Here is a 16,551-nt window from a genome sequence, read left to right on the forward strand (position 1 = left end):
TTGGTCGGCCCGTCTGGTCCCACCGCGCGGCGGTGTTTGCGCGTCCCCAAAAGGGGGCTGGTAATATCCCGGGGGGGGGGGGCCCGCGGGGGCCCCCCCGCCCGCGATCCTGCGGAGACCCGTCCACGGGCTCGCGCCCAGAGCCGTTGGCTACCGGCCCTCAAGTGGTTCGGCCGGCGGTACGGGGCGCAGGGTGACCGGCAATTCAGCGATGCTGTTGACGCCCGGCGCTGCGGTGCGGGGCGGTGCCTGGTTGCCGGCGAGTTTCAGGTCGGGGAAGCGCTGGAACAGTCGAGCCAGGGCGATCTCCGCCTCGGCGACGGCAAGCGCGGCGCCAGGACAGCGGTGCGCGCCGTGCCCGAAGGCGAGGTTGCGGTGGCTGTCAGCTCGCCGTAGGTCGAACTGGTCGGCCCCGGTGAATGCGTGTGGGCAGCGGCCCGTGGCGGTAATCGGGACGATGACCAGGGAACCCTTGGGGATGACCTGGCCTTCGAGTTCCATGTCGCTGGTGGTGTAGCGGGGCATGGTGAACCGGACGGGGGCGTCGTAGCGCAGCGTCTCCTGGACGGCCTGCTCCCAGCTCACGTCGCCGTCGAGGAGCATCCGCAGCTGGTCCGGGTGCTGGCACAGCGCGAGGACGGCGCTGTTGAGGAGGTTGACGGTGGTCTCGTGCCCCCCGAGGACGACGATCAGGAGATTGGCGACGACTTCGTCCGGGGAGAGGGTGCCGGCGTCGCAGGCGGCGATGAGGTCGGTGGTGAGGTCCTCGCCGGGTTCGGCGCGTTTGATGTCGATCAGGTGCTGGAGCACCCTGGGAAATTCCGTCCAGGTCCGCTGGGATTCCTCCGGCGTGATCTCGGCTTGGAGTACGGCGGCGGACAGCTCATGGAGCTGGTGACGCAGGGCCGCGTCGTCGGGGACCCCGAGAAGCTCGCAGATGACGGTCATCGGCAGCGGCAGGGAGAAGTGCGCCTTGAGGTCGATGATGTCGTTCGCCTGGGATTCCATCCGGTCCAGGAGGGCATCGGTGATGGCCTCGATCCTGGGGCGCAGGGGACGAACCCGGGTGGTGGTGAATGCCCGCTGAATCGGTCCCCGCAGCCGTGCATGGCGGTCACCGTCGGCGTTCAGGAGATTCTGCGCCAGGAAGAACGGCCGCTGCGGCCAGCTCTCGGGAACGAGCCCGTCGTTGTTGTCCCGCCAGTTCGCGGCGTCCTTGCTGATGCCGGGGTCGGACATCACCTGCCGGGCGGCGGCGTGCGAGGTGACTGCCCACGCATGAACGCCACCAGGGAACTCCACGCGGAAGACCGCTCCGTAGTCGCGGAGCCGCGACCCTTCGTGGCCGTCGGTGTGGGGGGCCGCTGCGAGAAGTACAGGGGTTGTTGAGGCCATGTCGGCTCTCCTCGGTCTAGATCGTGGACGGGGGTGAACGTCACGGGCAGGCTGGCCGGCCCCCGGACGACCAGCGGAGGTGCCCATTGCACTTCGCTGAAGGGCACAGCCAGAGCCATGTCGGGCAGGTGCAGGAACAGCCGTTCCAGGCCGATGTAGACGATGTGGCACGCGAGGTCCTGGGCCGGACAGGCGTGGGCGCCGGCGCCCCAGGCCAGGTAGGCGTGGTGGCCGACAGCGGAAAAGGGGTCTTCTGGCCGAGTGCGGGACCCTGAGGCAGCCAGGGCCAGGACAATCATGTCGCCCTGTTTGATGTGGCGGCCGCCGAGTTCGGTGTCGCGCTGGGCCCAGCGATTGAACACATTCTGCAGGGGTGGAGACTGCCACAGACCGCGATTGGCGATGTCACCGACAGAGACGCGCGCGTCGCGGATCTGACCGCGAAGCTCGTCGTCGTTGAGGATCTCCAGCAAGGTGTTGCTGATCCAAGCCGAGGTGGTGAACGCGGTGTTCATCATGAACCACGACTGGCTTTCCACCTCATCGATGTCGCCGCGCTTGCCGCCGGTCGCCTGGAGCATCCGGGAGATGAGGTCCGGGCCCGGGGCCTTGGCCTTCTCAGTGACGACCTTGCGGTGGACGGTGTCCATCCGGCGCGAGGCATCGTCGGCGTGCGGGCCGACACGGATCAGCTCGTGCACTGAGGCCTCGACCTGATCGGCGTACTGGCTGTCGATGCCGAGCAGACCCATCATGACGAGCAGGGGCAGACGGTGTGCGTAGTCCTGCTCGATGTCTGCCTTCCCCTGGTGGGCGAATCCGGCGATGAGTTTGTCGGCCAGAGCAGTTATGAACTGCCGGGTCTGCAGACTGTGCTGCTCCAGTTCCGTGAAGGCCTCGACCACCGGACGCCGCCTGCGGGAGTGCTCGGCGCCGTCGTGGCACTGCATGTGCCCGCGGGGATCCAGCAGGCGCAGCAGGGGATGGTTGCCTTGGGCCGCTCCCCGGTGTCGCCACACGGACGGGTCGTTGCTCCACACACCGTCCCGGTTCTGCAGGACATCGCGGGCCAAGTCCGGGTCGAGAACCATCCAGCCCCAGATGCTGCCGTCCTCGTCGACCTTGACCGGGACGACAGGACCGTGCTGGCGCAGCGTCGCGTAGTAGGCGAGCGGGTCGGCTTCGAATTCGGGCCCGTACAGCGGGAGTGGGACGCTGACCGGGCAACCTGGGGCGCCTGCGGGCGGCACGTCGGGGTAGCGGTCGGGGCGGATGGGGCAGCAGGGGGCGGTTTCGTCGGGTGACGACAGAGTCATGGCATCTCACCGTGGGGGGGGTGGGGGTGTGGGGCTGTCAAGGCCTGCTGCTGGACGTGATCACGGCCATGGCACTCCTGCGGTGTCGACGGCCGCCGTGAATGCCTGCGGCGGTCCCCAGGCGACACAGACCGCGGTTGTGGGGGTGTGTTGGTGGGGCCGCGTTCCGCCCCGCCGTGATCAGGTGCATGCTAAATCCCTCTCGGTCTGCTCCCCTGCGCCAATTACTGCGATCAACGGTGCGTGGTTTCACCGTCGTGGTTGGCGTGGTGGAGTTGCAAGGGGAGATGGCATTCTTGCCGACTGACGGCAAGATACGAGGTGGCAGGGGGTTTGTTGCCGGTGGGGCAAGATACTCGGCGCAAGGGGCGTGGGCTGGCTGCTCTGCCGGCTGACCTGCACCCCTCCATGCACGCGTGGGCGACGGAGCTGCGTCGTTTCTACACCGGCCTGGACATGACTCTGGCGGAGCTTCAGGCCGTCCTCGGTGTCGACCCGGCCACGTTGTCGCGCTACCTCAAGGGCATTCGTCTCCCGGAAATTGAGTTCCTCGGGCGGTTGTACAAGGGCATTGAGGACAAGACCGGCGCCGCTCTCCTCCCAGAGGTTCGCGCCAACGTGCGGGCTCTGTACTTTGCGGCGTGCGCCGCGCACGACCCCGACCGCCACGAGGTCTACGTACTCCGCGACGCTCTGGGCGAGGCCCAAAGGCGGGCAGAGGACGCGGAGGACAAGGTCCGCAAGCTGGAAGCGCAACTCCACCTCGAGCAGGATCACCGCGGCGAACTGGAAAGCCGCCTGCACATGCTGGAGTCCGCCGCCGTTCCTCAACAGACGGCCGACGTCGAGGTGGGACTGCTGCGGGACCGGCGGGACGATCTGTCACGCCGGTACGAGGACGGAGTGCGGACCTTGACCGAGCAGATGCGGCAGCTGCGGGACCTAGAGCAGGAATACCGTAATACAGAGGACCAGCTCCACGAGGCCGAGCGCCGTCTCGAAGCGGGACTGGAGCAGCGCTGGCGCGAGGAAGACGCATCGCACGCCGGTCGACGCCGGCGTCGGCGGCGCCCGTCCGGCGAGCAGCCTTCGGGTGTGTCTTTGTCGCCGGATGCGGCGCGGCAGGCCTGGGCCGCGTTCGCCGCGCTCGGCCGGCGCAGTCAGGGCCTCATTCAGCGTCAGCTCGCCACGATCGATGAAGCGCGACAGGACCTGCTGGACGGCCGGAGCCCTGATGCCGCCCTGGGAGAGCTCGACCATCTGGCGACTCGCGTCCGACGCACCAGCGAAAATTTGCTGCTTCTGGCCGGCGAAGCCCCGGGGCGTGTGTGGACGGCACCCATGCCGCTCGCCGAAATCCTCCGTCACGCGGGGACCGAGGTGGAACAGGGCGGCAGGATCGACCTGAACGACTTCCCCGACACGCTGATCGCGGGCCGGGAAGTCGCCGGACTAAGACCGACCGGCAATAGGTGGCCGCTGTGCGTCTGAGAGATGGTCTGGATGCGGCACGGGCACGGGCCTACGTGTTTCATGGAGTTCTCTACGCTCAGTGATCACGAAGGACGCCGTGCCCGCTCTGCCATCTTGCCTGCTTGAACCCCTCTGGGACCAGTTCGCTGCCCTTCTGCCCGTCCGGGGAGAGTTCGTCGCGGACCATCCGCTCGGCTGTCACCGCCGTCGGATCTCCGACCGGAAGGTCTTCGAGCACATCGTGCTCGCGCTGGTCCACGGCTCCGGATACGAACGGATCTCCAGTCCCGGATGTTCTGACCGTACGATCCGACGGCGCGTCAAAGAGTGGGCTGAGCTGGGAATATCCGGTCAGGTGCACGCCCTCGCGCTTGAGGCGTACGACCGGGTGATCGGCCTGGGGCTGAGCGAGATCTCCGTTGACGGCTGCATCACCAAGGCTCCTTCCGGGGGCGAGAAGGCCGGACGCTCCCCGGTCGACCGGGGCAAGCAGGGGCTGAAGCGCTCCGTCGCCTCCGACGCGTGCGGTGTCCCTCTCGGGATCGTCGCCGACGGTGCCAACCGGCACGACTCGCCTCTGCTCGGCCCCACCCTGGAAGCCGCGAAAGCCCAGGTCGGCGCGATGCCGATGACGGTCAACGTCAACCTCGACCGCGGTTACGACAGTGCCAAGTCCCGTGCGCTGGTGGCAGAGTTGGGATTCTCTGCCGAGATCGCGCGCAAGGGCGTGCCGGCTCCGATCCAGGCCGGCAAACGCTGGGTGGTCGAACGCACGCACTCATGGATGAACGACTACGGCAAGCTACGGCGCTGCACGGAGAGAAGCGGCAAGGTCGTGGACTTCTACCTCTACCTCGCCGCCACCCTCGTCACGCTCCGCATGCTGATCCGCCGAGCAACGAGCCGCTACCGCTGGGGAGACCGACCTACCACTCGACGCCTCACATGATCCATTTGCCGGTCGGTCTAAGGCTCCATAGCGCGCGCCCACCAGGTCCATGGCCGTGGTGACAATCAGCCGCAGCACCGCCGGGAGGTCCACATCCCTGCTCAAAGCCGCCTCCTACAGATCGTGCAGCCGGTCCTGCACCCGAGCCAGGAACACCAGCTGCTCGGCGATCTGTTCCAGCTCCCCGCCCAAGCCGGCCCCAGCCCCGAGCGGCGAGCCCTCTGCCCCGTCCCGGGTCAATTCCGACCCCCATCGGCCCTGGATCCCACACAGCCAGCAACCATGCGCGGCGGACACCTCTTCCCATGGCCCCAACGGTGCAGGCCCCCAGCGCGCACGGCGGGGGCCTGCTTCCTGACCCCAAGAACCCACTTGAGGCGAAGTGGGCCCCCTTGCACTCCACTGCCCACCCTGCCCGCACGACCTCGACCGAGGCACGTCGGTGACGTCCAGCCGGGTGACTGACACCGACCTTGACCTGGGGGGTGCCCCTATCTGTTTCGTCAACCCTGGCGGGGTTGGTTCGTAGGGCTTTGTACTGGTTTTCGGGAACGTCCCGCGAAGCGGGACGTTCCCGGTGGATCGGGTGCGGTGTGGGCAGCCCAGTGGCCGGCGTGGCGGAAGGTGGCCGTGCCGGTGACTCGATGAAGGGGGCTGGACGGGTGGGAGCTGGGATGGGCGTCAGGCGGCGAGGTCGAGGCTGCGAGGTTCGTAGAGGGTGCCGTTGCGGATCGTCGCGTGGATGACGTTCACGCGTTGCCGGGCCAGGCGGAGGATCGCCTGGGTGTGAGTCTTGCCGCGTGCGCGCTGGCGGTCGTAGTAGGTCCGCGAGGACGGGTCGCTCTTGCAGCCGATCGCGGCGAACGCGGCCTGGAACAAGGCGCGTTTGAGGAGCCTGTTGCCTCGGTGGGGAGCATGCTCGCCGCGGATGGATGTGCCCGAGGACTTCGTCGCGGGGGCGAGTCCGGCGTAGGAGGCGAGGTGTCCAGGGGTGGCGAAGCCGCTGCCGTCGCCGATCGCGACGATCACGGCAGCCGTGGTCCTGACGCCCATGCCGGGCAGGGACGTCAGGAGGTGGAAAAGAGGGAGGGCCTCCAGCAGGGCGGCGATCTCCTGCTCGGTGGCCTGTCGCTGGGCGTGGGCAGCGGCGAGCTGGGCGGCCAGGCCCGGCACGATCAGCGCGGACGCCTCGGTGCCGGGAACAACGAGGGTCTGCTCGGCGAGCGCGTCGAAGATCTCGGTGGTGAGGTGGTGGGCCTTGCGTGAGCCGTGTGCCTTGAGCAGAGCCTCGCAGCGGGCCCGGCCGAGTCTCTTCAGCTTCGCCGGGGAACCGTGCCGAGCCAGGAGGGCCTGGACGTAGGGATAGGCCAGACGTGGGCCGAGCACCCGCTCGAGGGAGGGATGGATCTGGGAGAGCAGGCCGCGCAGCCGATTGGTGGTGCGGTTGATCTCGCCGGCCAGGTCGTTGTCATAGCCGGTGAGCATGGTCAGCTCGGCCAGCACCTCGTCGTCACGGTCGATCGCGCGCAGGGTGTGCGGCATGGTCCGGGCGGTGTCCGCGATCACGAACGCGTCGCGGGCATCGGTCTTGGCCTCACCCGGGTAGAGGTCGGCGGCCCGGCGCATCGACAGCCCGGGCAGATAGGCGACCCGGCAGCCCGACGCGCGGGCGGCGGCGATCGGCAGGGCGCCGATGTTGGCGACATGGTCGACGACGACCAGGACGGTGCCGAACTTCGCGACCAGCTTCTCGAACAGCTCCCGCAGCCTCGGCTCAGTGTTGGGCAGCCGCCTGTCGTGGACGGTCTTGCCCTGCCCGGTCAGACCATGGGCGTGGTGGAACTCCTTGCCCAGGTCAAGGCCGAGGAACAGATCTATGCCGACGGTGTCGACCATGCTCGCGTGCCCCCTCGACGTGCACTCGTGCCCGATCCTGGCCGTCCCTGCGGCACCACACGCCGGCAACCACGTTACGCAGACATGCCACCCGTGAAGCGGTCCGGCATTGCACCAGACCGGGCGGTCGTCAGGCCCCTCATCAGCGGTCAAGCGGTGCCCCGAGGCCCGGCGGCAACACCCCCCAGGTCATCCCTTCGACAGGGGGCACACAGCCATACCGGACCCGGGGGCTAGGCGCCCCATTTCGGGGCCACGAGAAAGGTAACTGTGAGAGTAGAGCTGCGGCCCGGGTTGGGCTGCTGTCAGGATCGACGCCGACGTTCCGGCATGACTCACAAGGTAACTGACGGCTCATCAGAGCGTGTCGTGCCCCCGAGATGTCTGCTGGGCGTCGGTGTCGGCCTGGCCCACCCCGTTGGCTTGATCAGCAGCCTGTCCGCCATTTCGACGTGACTCATCACAGTTCTGCCACGCGGTGACTCCACCCAGGCCGACGCCGACCATGGCCGTCCCGCCCATGAAGGAGAACAACCACGTGACCATGCTCGTAGAACAGGTCGACGGCGTCATCGGCGTCGACACCCACCGTGACACCCTCGCCGCTGCGGCCGTGAGCCCCATTGGCGCCGTCCTGGCCAGCACTGATGCCCCCGCCAACGCCCGTGGCTACCCTCGGCTGCTGGACTTCGCCCGCCAGCACATCCCCGGCCGTCGTTGCTGGGCCCTGGAAGGCATTGGCAGCTATGGCGCCGGTCTGGCCGCCTTCCTCAATCAGGCCGGTGAACAGGTCGTGGAAGTCTGCCGACCCAAGCGCCCCGCTGTCCGGGGCGGGCGCAAGACCGACATGATCGATGCGATCCGCGCGGCCAAGGACGCCTTGGCCACCGAACATCTGATCCAGCCACGGCTCCGCGGCGAGCGCGAGGCCCTGCGCGTCCTGCTCGCCACCCGCCATGGAGCCGTCCTCGCCTCCACCGCCGCGATCAATCAGCTCAAGTCGCTGATCGTGTCCGCGCCGGACGAGCTCCGCGCCGAACTGCGGAAACTCAAGCGGCCGCTCCAGATCGCCCGCTGTGCTCAGCTACGGGACCGCCCGGCACAAGACGTCGAGCATCGCATGACGGCGCGGGCACTGCGTTCCACAGCCCAACGCATCCAAGCCTTGCAAGCCGAGGCCAAAGAGCTCGAGGGCGAGATGCTCGTCCTGGTCCGCAGGGTGGCTCCGGAGCTCCTGGACCTGCTCGGCGTCGGGCCGATTACGGCGACCCAGATCCTGGTCAGCTGGTCCCATCCTGGCCGGTTCCGATCCGAGGCCGCCTTCGCGTCCTTCGCTGGAGTGTCGCCGATACCGGCCTCCTCCGGGCTGACCAACAGGCACCGGCTCAACCGCAGCGGAGACCGGCAGCTCAACCGGGCCCTGCACACCATCTCGCTGATCCGCATGCGGCTCGACCCGACAACGAAGGCGTACGTAGCCCGCAGAGTCGCCGAGGGGAAGACCTCTCGCGACGCGCAACGCTGCCTCAAGCGAGCCATCTGCCGCCAGCTCTTCAAGATCCTCGAGCATTCCGACCGAGACGCCGGCATGAACTCCGAGAATCTCACCCAAGCGGCTTGACGCGATATAGCAGCCTCGGGGACCGCTCTGTGGGACCGGCAAGGTGCCTGCATGGCTGGATGGGATGTCGACCGCGCCAGCAGGACTCTGATCGAGATACTGGAACGGGATCCCCCCAAGGCAGAAATCTCGGCAGCCCACAAGGCGGCCCGAAGGATCGCCGAGGACGGGGACGCGGTCCTCATCTCCCTGCTTCCCGACCAGGCGTTGGGCGTCTGTGTGTTCCGTCCGGGACTTGACTGCCGCCGCCCAAGTGACCGGTCAAGCCTGCCACGTTACGGGCGGGCAGAGCACGGATACTGACGGAGCCATGAAGAAGCGGGCCCGTGTGATAAGTCCCACGGGCGCGGGTGGCGGCCCGTGTAGAGCGGGCGTCCGTGGCGAGTGGCACGGTGGAGGACATGGACGATGCGGTACGGCGGCGGGTGTACGGCGCCGATCATGATGCTCCCTGGCCTCGGCCCCGGCGGGTGTATCGCGAACTGGTCGGTGGCCCGCTTGACGGATTGCTACTGGACATCACCGGGTGGACGGAGGAGGAGCGCGCCACCGGGGCGCCGCTGCGCACCGAGATCGGCCGCTATGGCTCTGGCGGCCGGGCGGTGTACGGGCCGCGTCCCGGTGCCAGCCACTTTTGGGACTGGCGAGGCGACATTCCCTGAGGTCTTCCCTCCTACAATTCTGCGATGCAGCGAGCCGTGTTGTTGACCTGCGGCCCGCCTGGACCGCGGACCATCTGTGGTTGACCCTGTGGCCCGTCCTCCGTCCCAGGGGTGTGAAGGGGTTCGTCGTGCTGCTCCGGTGCTGGAAGGTCGAATGGTCGGGCGGATCATGAATGCCCGCCGCAACTGCCGGGACTACGAGCGCCGAAGCTCACCTGAACTGGGCGTTCATCATGCTGATGACCCGGCGCCTGGCTCGGGAAGGCCCGCGCACCGGCAGCTGGACGAAGGAGAACCAGTTCGCTGGCTGACTACTCTTCGGTCGATTCCGGCGGTCTATGCCTGCCGAACCGCTGGTGCCAGCGCAAGGCTCCCAGGTTCTGTCACATCACCCCGAATTCGATCTGCTCCTCGGTGAGCCCGGTCTCCTCGGCGAGCTCCTCGGGACTGACCTTCCCGCCGTGAGCCTCGATCGCGCGGCTGATCTTGCCCGCCCATAGCTCGGCGTCGATGAACGGCCGGTGTTTGTACTGCGCGACGAGCTCAGCCATGTGCTCGCGCGAGCAGCCCACGACCATGCGTTTCCCGTCGAGCCGTGGATCGACGGAGTGGACGATCGACGAGTCCGGGACCACGGCATACGACTCGGTGCTGTCCGCGACTACCGCCCCGCACAGATCGCACAGCTCGGGCAGTGCCTCGTCCTCGTCGCCGGAGTCCGGCTCTCCGCGGTCCCTCACACCACCTGTGTATCGCCCGACGCGAGCCGACACATTCCGACGCTTCGGGCCTCGACAGTTCCGGCGGATCCGCCACAACTGTCGACCCGCTAACCTGCACCGACTCGCAACCACGTTCAAAGGCACCAACTCACGACGACGCGCAGATCTGCGCGAGGTGCGGGCCGCCGCCGACTTCGCCGGCCTGACCCGAATGGGTGCGGTGCGCGGTCATCGCGGACCAGGAGGCAGGCGCGACCTGGGAAGAGATCGAACGGTCCCATGGACCGACCCTCGACGCCGCGGGGGACCGGTGGGGGCACGTACGCCTCATCTGGCCACCTGCGCTGCCCGCCCGGTGAAAGACGGGGTAGCCAACGGTTGGGCCGTTTTCTGCGTTGGCGCGGTGGTGTAGCGGCGCTGGTGGTAGGCGCGCGTGCGGGTAGCGGCCGAAAGTGAGATGCCGGCTTCGGTGGGGGTGGTGGCGGCGAGGTGCAGGTACAGGGTGCGGATGCGCTGATCAAGACGGATGCGCAGGCGGGGACAGTGGTGGTCGCGGATGGCCGCGATGGTCTGGGTGCTGATGCCCAGGCGGGTGGCGAGGTGGGTAGCGGGCCGGCCGGCTGCGGCCAGCGTGGTGAGGATGACGGCGGCGTGGGTGGCGTCGGTCATGCCTTGGCCATTATTGCTGGGGTGCTGGGTGTGGCGTGGCGGGATGGGGATGCCGAGGACTGCGTCGGCGGTGGTGCGGGAGATCCGGCTGGGCTGGTTGGCCGGTGGGCGCAGCAGGCGGCGGATGAGGGTGACGGAGATCCCGGAGGCGTCGGCGATGTCCTTGGCAAACATGCCGTGGTGGCGGAGCCGGGTGGCGTGGTCGACGGTCTCGGTGGGGTCGACGCGGGCTGGTAGACCGGCTGCCTGGTCGCGTTGTCGTTGGCGTCGGGCCCGGCGTTGGGCTTGCCTGCAGGCGGCTTGGTCACAGCCGTAGTCGGCGCAGGAGGCCTGACCGTGCCGGACTCGGGTGTGGGCGGGTCGCCGGGGTGCCGGGACAGCCACAGACAACACTCAGCCTGCGTAGGCGATCGCCAGGACCCGCATCGAGGCCGCACGGGCCTACGTCAAGGAGCACGGTACCGTACCGCCCGAATACGAGACCGCCCTGGCCCGGACAGGCAGGCCCTTACAGCCGGAGGCGGATCCGAGGGCCGGTCAGGGGAGCGAAGTGAGTCTGACCTTGGGAGGCGGGGTCGTCGGTGGAGTGCGCGGTAGGTTGACGGCACCAGTGGGCAAGCCAAACTGGCGCCCCGGTAGCCAGGTTTGGAGACATGGGAGTTGAGAGTGTTTTCCCACACGGATGAGCGTGACGATTTTGATGCTGTGATAATTAGGACTGACTATCGAGATGATCAGGTGTGGGAGGCCGTGAAGGCGGCCCTGAAGGTGAGGCCCTTCGATGACGTTGATTATACGTCTGGCATTTGGATCGTAGACGACCCTACGTGGGCTGGCGTGAGTGTGGATGAAGCCCTAGCCGCAGTTAACTCCAGCGAAGCCCTTAAGGGCTTAGAGGTTTTCTTCCTGGCCGATGAAGTGACGATGCAGGCTGCTCATCACGCATTGATAGCAGTGACCACTACAACCCTAGACGAACCCTCCAGCGACGAGCCAATGAATTGTGATCGAGTGTTCAGGACGGTACCCGAGGGGGTCCGCTCCATTCACGCAAACTTGGAGCTCGCGAATATGGGTTTCGAGGAATTTTCCGCAGTAGCTCACCACGATCCCGAGGACATCTACCGCCCCTGACCCAGTAGCCAGCACGGCCCGCTCAACCGGCCCCTACGGTCGGGCCGTGCACTGCCGGGCGTACGCCGGCCTATGGCGCCCGTCCCCTCCCCTTCTTGCGAGCCAACTTGCCTGGCGCGGGCGGTGCTCCGGTCGGAGTCGGGAGTCGCAGGGGAGTAGGGCGATCTTGTCCAGCAGGGTCGTTTCCTTCGGGCCCACTTCGGTGTCGGTGAGCAGGAGGCGGCTGGCGTGACGTGGGGTGGTGACGGGGCGGTGGCCTTCGGCGCGGCCCTGGTTGAGGTAGCGGACCGGCAGGTTGGCGCTGCTGGTGTAGCCCAACTCCCTGGTTTCTTGGAGGAGGTGGGTGACCGGGACGGCCGGTTCCTGGGCACGGCGTCGGTGTAGGTGCTCGCGGTAGGGGTCGATGAGGGTGGGGTGGTAGGCGGGGCGATGCGCAGGGTCTGGGGTTCGGGCATGCGGGCGTAGCGTTTGACGGTGTTCAGGGCCAGGTTGAGGCGGCGGGAGCAGTCGAGCAGGCCGACGCCCCTGGCCGAGGAGATCGTGGATCTTGTTGCAGCGTTCGAGTGGGGTCTGCTCGCGTACTCCGCCGGGGCGGGGCGGGGCGGAACGGGTTGATGGTGGCCCGGCATCCGGCGTGGGCGCGGACCTCGAGCTGGACTTTGTCGCAGAGATTTCGCCGGAGGGTACTGGTGGGCCGTCGGCGAGGTGCCTGCTGAGCAGGTCCTTTTCCCACGGCCCCCAGCCCGAACGACGCATGCGACTTTCACCGCACGTCGCTCTCCAGTGACTACTCCGTGAGTGCTGGGACGGGCTTCTTGCCGTGGATGCCCGCGTGACAACTTGCGCAGACCACGAGGGTTTTGCGGTGTCGCGCGGCCATGAGATCTGCCCACGGCGGCCGGGCTCCCGGTTTTCCGAGGTCCGCGAGCTTGGCGACGTGGTGAACTTCCACCTCGTCGACGTGTCCGCATGACTCACACCGTCCGGTGAGGAGCCGGGTGACCAGCTCCTTGCGTTTGGTGTTGACGGGAGCCAACCGACGGTCGGTGATGACCGTCTTCTTGTTTCGTCGCAGCGGAATGCCGCCGAACCGTCCGACCAGTGGTTTCCTGCCGGTGCGTTCGACGCGGGCCTCGAAGCACTTGCGTGGCCCGTGTGGTGTCTCGATGGTGGTCGCGTACTTGCGGGCCATCTTCGACACCGACGAGCGGTGCTTGTTGGCGAGCGTCATCAGCATCGAGGTCTCCATGACCCATTGCAGCCGGGCGAGTCGGAAGACGTCGCTGGCCATCAGGTAGTACTGGACGATGCCGCGATACTCCGACCCGTAGGTGCTGAGGATGACGTGGTCGTCCTGGTTCAGCAGTTCGGGCCGTCGCGCGGGTTTGCCGCGCTTCATGTACTGGGCCTGCTTGGCAGATACCACCGAACGAGGGACCTGCAGTCTGATGACCCCATTGACGGAGCGGCGACCGCCGGTGATCTTGCGATCGTTGTGATGCACGGTGATGTTGTAGCCGAGGAACCTTGCCGCCTCGGTGCGGGCGTGTGTGATGAGCGTCTTTTCTGGCGACAGTTCCAGTTTGAGTTCGTCACGCAGGAATTGCGCCAGGCTCTTCTTGATTTCCTCGGCTTCTGCCTTCGGTCCGGCGAACCCGAGCAGGGTGTCGTCGGCATAGCGCACATACCTCAGCCGCCTGTAACCAGCATCTTGAGTGTCCATGCTGGGCATGCTGCGAAGTTGCTTGCGCAGTTCCCGCACCTCGGTGCGGTCACCGCGCTTGCGGGCGCGACCTATCGCCGCCCACACCCGATAAAAGGCGCGGCTCGGCTTCCTGACCCCTCCGCGGGTGTATTCCGGGATGAGAACCTTCTCGATAAACTCGTCCATCTTGTGCAGGTAGATGTTGGACAAGATCGGTGAAACAACCCCGCCTTGCGGGCTCCCGCTGTGCGTGGCGTTCCAGATCCAGTCCTCCATGTATCCGGCCTTGAGCATGTTGCGCACCAGCCGCAGGAACCGGTTGTCGCGGATTTTCTCGCCCAGGATCCGGAGCATGACCGCATGGTCAAGCTTGTCGAAGCACTGGGCGATGTCACCCTCGATAAACCAGGCGGTCCCCGTCCAGGTGTTGACGACATCACGTAGTGCGGTGTGACAGCCCCGGCGGGGACGGAAACCGTGGGAGGAGTTGGAGAACGTCGGCTCGTAATACGCCTCGAGTAGCAGGCGGATCACCTCGCCGACGAGCTTGTCGCTCCAGGGCGGCAGGCCGAGCGGGCGCAGCTTTGCGCTGTCCCGCCCTTTCGGGATGTAGACCCTGCGGGCTGGGCTCCACCGGTACCGCTCATGGCGCAGCGCGTCGATGACGTGCTCGATCTTGCCCAGCGACATGCCGTCCACGGTCTCCCCGGTGGCCCCGGGCGTCATCGCTCCCTTGTTGGAATACAGACGCCCGTAAGCCAGCAGATACAACTGCGGATTGAACAACTGCCGATACAGTTCATCGCACGGCAGGCCGCGCCTGCCGCGCTCACGGAGGACACCCAGCACCGTTTCGGCGCTCTGCATTACGCATACCTCCCGACTCTGTGGTGTCCGATCACCTGGCCCCCTTCGCCCGATGTGGACGGCTTTCCCGTCCTCCTCGGCCGGTCGTTACTCCGGCAACTACTACGGGGCCTCCGTCGCCATAGGAATATCTCTTCCCTTAGGCGATCCCATGTTCGTCCTTGTCGTACGTCCTAGCGTGATTTAGGTGCCCCACTCATCCCCTTGAATACCCTCGCTGGGCATCGCTCTGCGCTCCGGAGGTTGCGACGGCCATGGCACAAAGCCGTCGTAGGGCGCAGCGCCGGTGTCAGGCATCTTTCCGGCGGACTCGACCTTCAGTCTTCTGGGGATGGGGATTCAGGCAATCCAGCTTTCACCGTGTCACGCGGGTCTCCCGACGCCCCGTCTCTAATACCTGAGCCCGGCCGTCGATTTTCTGGCATGCTGCGGTCCCCTCACCGTTTCCGGATTAGGTAAGCCATCAGACCCAAGAATCTCCCTCCAAATTCTTCCCGATTAAGTCGGGGATACGACAAGGCGCCTCATGGCGCACTGCCATCGGTCGCTGACCTGCACCGCGTCGGGCAGGGCACGGCGGACGGCCTCGGCGTAGGTGGCCGAGCCGTCCCGGCACACGACATCGATCTCCTTCTTCGCGCGCAGCCAGGACTCCAAGGTGACCATCTCGCGGTCGGGCAGGACCGCGACGCGTCGGCCGGTCTCGGCATCCGTGATGATCGTGGCGTATCGGTGGCGGCGCCGCAGGGCGAAGTCGTCGACCCCGATCACCCGTGGGACGCGGACCGTCGGCGGGGGGATGCGCCGCAGCAGACGCAGGGCGGCGGCGTAGGAGACGGGCGTCGCCAGGAGCCGGGTGAGACGGGAGGCCGCCCGGCCGCATAACTCCTTGACCATCCCCGAGACCTGTCTGGTCAGACGCATGGTGCGACGCTGAAGGCGCGCGATCAGCCCGGGGACTTGCTCGCGGAAGGTCTGCCGCCGACAGCCCCGTACCGGGCAGACCAGGCGCCGCACCCGGACCCGGGCCACGACCTGCCGACCGTCCAACCGGCACATCAGCCACCGTCCGGACGTGATACCCGTGCACCTTAGCCGTCAGCACCCCGCACACCGGACAGGGCACCGGAACATCCCGGGTCCGGGCGATGACCCGGATCACCCCGCCATGATCCGCCACATCGTCGATGACCAGAGCAGAGAGCCCTGAAAACACCGTCGCTACAAGGGAGTTGGCACCTCGCATACAACGTCAACGACGCCCATCACCCGGCGTCACCACCGACTACGGAACAGAGCCGCTCGTTTTACAGACCCTGGACACGGGGCGAGATAGGACACTGTCAATCATGGCTGGTATGGCGCCCTGTATCAGCCATGTCTCCATGTTGACTCACGGCCGGAAGGGGCCCGGAGTCTGCGGCTCAGCGCAGACGGCCCGGAGCCACCAGCTTTGGGGGTCGATATCGATTTCCGAGGTTTCGGCAAACCGGACGATGACGTCGAACAATGCCCCGGACAGTTCGTTTCTCGAGAGGCCGCTGACGTCGATCAGGAATTCAGTGTCGATCGGCAAGCTAATCTGCCCGCAGGCCCAGGCCTCTAAGACGACCTGCGCGGTGTACTGCCCGGCGCGTATGACACGGGCGAGGGTGTGCTGCTGCTCCTCCGTCTTGGCAGCTGCTCGCTGGTTGTCGGGATTACACGAGCCGCGCCTGGACTGTGTCGTGGGAACTGGTTGTCGTGGAGAGACCGCAGGGTGCCGCCGGCTGAGCCTGGGGATCTGTCTCGTCGTGGCTGAGGACATTAGATCCAGTTCGGACTTGTTGGAGAAATGCACCTGTTACCTTGTCTACACTTATTCATCCTGCGATTGAAGCCACGGGCTTCTCTTGCGCAGCATGGCTGCGCAAGAGAAGCCCGTGGCCAATCTGGTCGGGTACCGGCTGTCAGTGGCCAGTGGCGACCGGCAGGTCGGGCTGGTCCTCCGGAAGGTCCCGCTGCACGGCGTCGGCGGTGTAGTCCTTCACGGCCGTCTCGTCCAGGTCCTCGGGCGCCTTGACGGCCCGCAGGACCAGGGTGAGGACGACGGTGACCACCACGTTGAGCACGAAGGCGGTCAGGCCGATGTAGCCGATCTGC

At 66.9% G+C, this 16,551-nt stretch carries 13 protein-coding genes and 2 pseudogenes; 5 read left to right on the top strand and 10 right to left on the bottom strand.

The window, feature by feature from the left end; genetic code table 11:
- Nucleotides 1-150: 150 nt before the first annotated feature.
- Both ACIP98_RS36435 and ACIP98_RS36440 read right to left on the bottom strand, forming a co-directional pair.
- A complete protein-coding gene (locus ACIP98_RS36435; RefSeq protein ID WP_401980443.1) occupies nucleotides 151-1,239 on the bottom strand; it encodes a cytochrome P450 in 1,089 nt (362 codons plus the stop codon).
- Nucleotides 1,239-2,711 carry a hypothetical protein gene (locus tag ACIP98_RS36440; RefSeq protein WP_401980446.1) on the bottom strand — a complete coding sequence of 491 codons (1,473 nt, stop codon included), beginning with the start codon at nucleotides 2,709-2,711 and terminating at the stop codon, nucleotides 1,239-1,241. The genes ACIP98_RS36435 and ACIP98_RS36440 overlap by 1 nt, the downstream gene beginning before the upstream one ends.
- Nucleotides 2,712-3,119: 408 nt before the next feature.
- Here ACIP98_RS36440 and ACIP98_RS36445 point away from each other — a divergent pair, with 408 nt between their 5' ends.
- Nucleotides 3,120-4,202 (top strand): helix-turn-helix domain-containing protein, encoded by a 1,083-nt coding sequence (locus tag ACIP98_RS36445; RefSeq protein WP_401980449.1) that lies wholly within the window; start codon nucleotides 3,120-3,122, stop codon nucleotides 4,200-4,202.
- Between the two features lie 79 nt (nucleotides 4,203-4,281).
- Nucleotides 4,282-5,133: an IS5 family transposase gene (locus ACIP98_RS36450; protein ID WP_401980471.1), complete on the top strand. Its 852-nt coding sequence runs from the start codon at nucleotides 4,282-4,284 to the stop codon at nucleotides 5,131-5,133.
- Nucleotides 5,134-5,814: 681 nt separating this feature from the next.
- On the opposite strand, the gene ACIP98_RS36455 is transcribed toward ACIP98_RS36450, so the two are convergent.
- Nucleotides 5,815-7,029 carry an IS110 family transposase gene (locus ACIP98_RS36455; protein ID WP_401980451.1) on the bottom strand — a complete coding sequence of 405 codons (1,215 nt, stop codon included), beginning with the start codon at nucleotides 7,027-7,029 and terminating at the stop codon, nucleotides 5,815-5,817.
- A 520-nt stretch (nucleotides 7,030-7,549) separates the two neighbouring features.
- Between ACIP98_RS36455 and ACIP98_RS36460 the strand changes: the two genes are divergently transcribed.
- A complete protein-coding gene (locus ACIP98_RS36460) occupies nucleotides 7,550-8,650 on the top strand; it encodes an IS110 family transposase (RefSeq protein WP_401980454.1) in 1,101 nt (366 codons plus the stop codon).
- A gap of 401 nt (nucleotides 8,651-9,051) precedes the next feature.
- Complete coding sequence (locus tag ACIP98_RS36465) at nucleotides 9,052-9,312, top strand: hypothetical protein (RefSeq protein ID WP_401980457.1); 261 nt, start codon at nucleotides 9,052-9,054, stop codon at nucleotides 9,310-9,312.
- A 383-nt stretch (nucleotides 9,313-9,695) separates the two neighbouring features.
- Here the strand turns inward: ACIP98_RS36465 and ACIP98_RS36470 are convergent, their stop codons facing one another.
- The gene (locus ACIP98_RS36470) at nucleotides 9,696-10,052 is read right to left on the bottom strand and encodes a hypothetical protein (protein WP_401980459.1); all 357 of its coding nucleotides are present in this window, start codon (nucleotides 10,050-10,052) and stop codon (nucleotides 9,696-9,698) included.
- A 309-nt stretch (nucleotides 10,053-10,361) separates the two neighbouring features.
- Nucleotides 10,362-10,877, bottom strand: a complete 516-nt coding sequence (locus tag ACIP98_RS36475) for a hypothetical protein (protein ID WP_401980460.1) — start codon at nucleotides 10,875-10,877, stop codon at nucleotides 10,362-10,364.
- 492 nt (nucleotides 10,878-11,369) lie between these two features.
- Between ACIP98_RS36475 and ACIP98_RS36480 the strand changes: the two genes are divergently transcribed.
- On the top strand, nucleotides 11,370-11,837 hold the full coding sequence (locus ACIP98_RS36480; RefSeq protein ID WP_401980463.1) for a DUF6924 domain-containing protein: 468 nt from the start codon (nucleotides 11,370-11,372) through the stop codon (nucleotides 11,835-11,837).
- Between the two features lie 171 nt (nucleotides 11,838-12,008).
- Here the strand turns inward: ACIP98_RS36480 and ACIP98_RS36485 are convergent.
- From ACIP98_RS36485 to ACIP98_RS36505, 5 genes and pseudogenes are all read right to left on the bottom strand, one after another.
- Nucleotides 12,009-12,519 (bottom strand): annotated as a pseudogene (locus tag ACIP98_RS36485) (ISL3 family transposase); the annotation flags it as partial.
- A gap of 105 nt (nucleotides 12,520-12,624) precedes the next feature.
- Nucleotides 12,625-14,409: a reverse transcriptase domain-containing protein gene (locus tag ACIP98_RS36490; protein WP_401980465.1), complete on the bottom strand. Its 1,785-nt coding sequence runs from the start codon at nucleotides 14,407-14,409 to the stop codon at nucleotides 12,625-12,627.
- 537 nt (nucleotides 14,410-14,946) lie between these two features.
- Nucleotides 14,947-15,625: pseudogene (locus ACIP98_RS36495) on the bottom strand (ISL3 family transposase); the annotation flags it as partial.
- A gap of 177 nt (nucleotides 15,626-15,802) precedes the next feature.
- On the bottom strand, nucleotides 15,803-15,985 hold the full coding sequence (locus tag ACIP98_RS36500; RefSeq protein ID WP_401980468.1) for a hypothetical protein: 183 nt from the start codon (nucleotides 15,983-15,985) through the stop codon (nucleotides 15,803-15,805).
- Nucleotides 15,986-16,358: 373 nt separating this feature from the next.
- The coding region (locus tag ACIP98_RS36505) for a hypothetical protein (protein WP_401980470.1) at nucleotides 16,359-16,551 on the bottom strand (193 nt) is incomplete at its 5' end.

The sequence above is a fragment of the Streptomyces sp. NPDC088354 genome (genome assembly GCF_044753585.1).
In the GTDB taxonomy this organism is placed as follows: Bacteria; Actinomycetota; Actinomycetes; order Streptomycetales; family Streptomycetaceae; genus Actinacidiphila.

What these genes read in the sequence shown, in the direction of transcription:
- ACIP98_RS36475 (WP_401980460.1), bottom strand. Translation starts at nt 10,877, where the DNA reads ATGTTTGCCAAGGACATCGCCGACGCCTCCGGGATCTCCGTCACCCTC.
- ACIP98_RS36445 (WP_401980449.1), top strand. Translation starts at nt 3,120, where the DNA reads ATGCACGCGTGGGCGACGGAGCTGCGTCGTTTCTACACCGGCCTGGAC.
- ACIP98_RS36490 (WP_401980465.1), bottom strand. Translation starts at nt 14,409, where the DNA reads ATGCAGAGCGCCGAAACGGTGCTGGGTGTCCTCCGTGAGCGCGGCAGG.
- ACIP98_RS36465 (WP_401980457.1), top strand. Translation starts at nt 9,052, where the DNA reads ATGGACGATGCGGTACGGCGGCGGGTGTACGGCGCCGATCATGATGCT.
- ACIP98_RS36455 (WP_401980451.1), bottom strand. Translation starts at nt 7,029, where the DNA reads ATGGTCGACACCGTCGGCATAGATCTGTTCCTCGGCCTTGACCTGGGC.
- ACIP98_RS36435 (WP_401980443.1), bottom strand. Translation starts at nt 1,239, where the DNA reads ATGTCCGACCCCGGCATCAGCAAGGACGCCGCGAACTGGCGGGACAAC.
- ACIP98_RS36440 (WP_401980446.1), bottom strand. Translation starts at nt 2,711, where the DNA reads ATGACTCTGTCGTCACCCGACGAAACCGCCCCCTGCTGCCCCATCCGC.
- ACIP98_RS36460 (WP_401980454.1), top strand. Translation starts at nt 7,550, where the DNA reads ATGAAGGAGAACAACCACGTGACCATGCTCGTAGAACAGGTCGACGGC.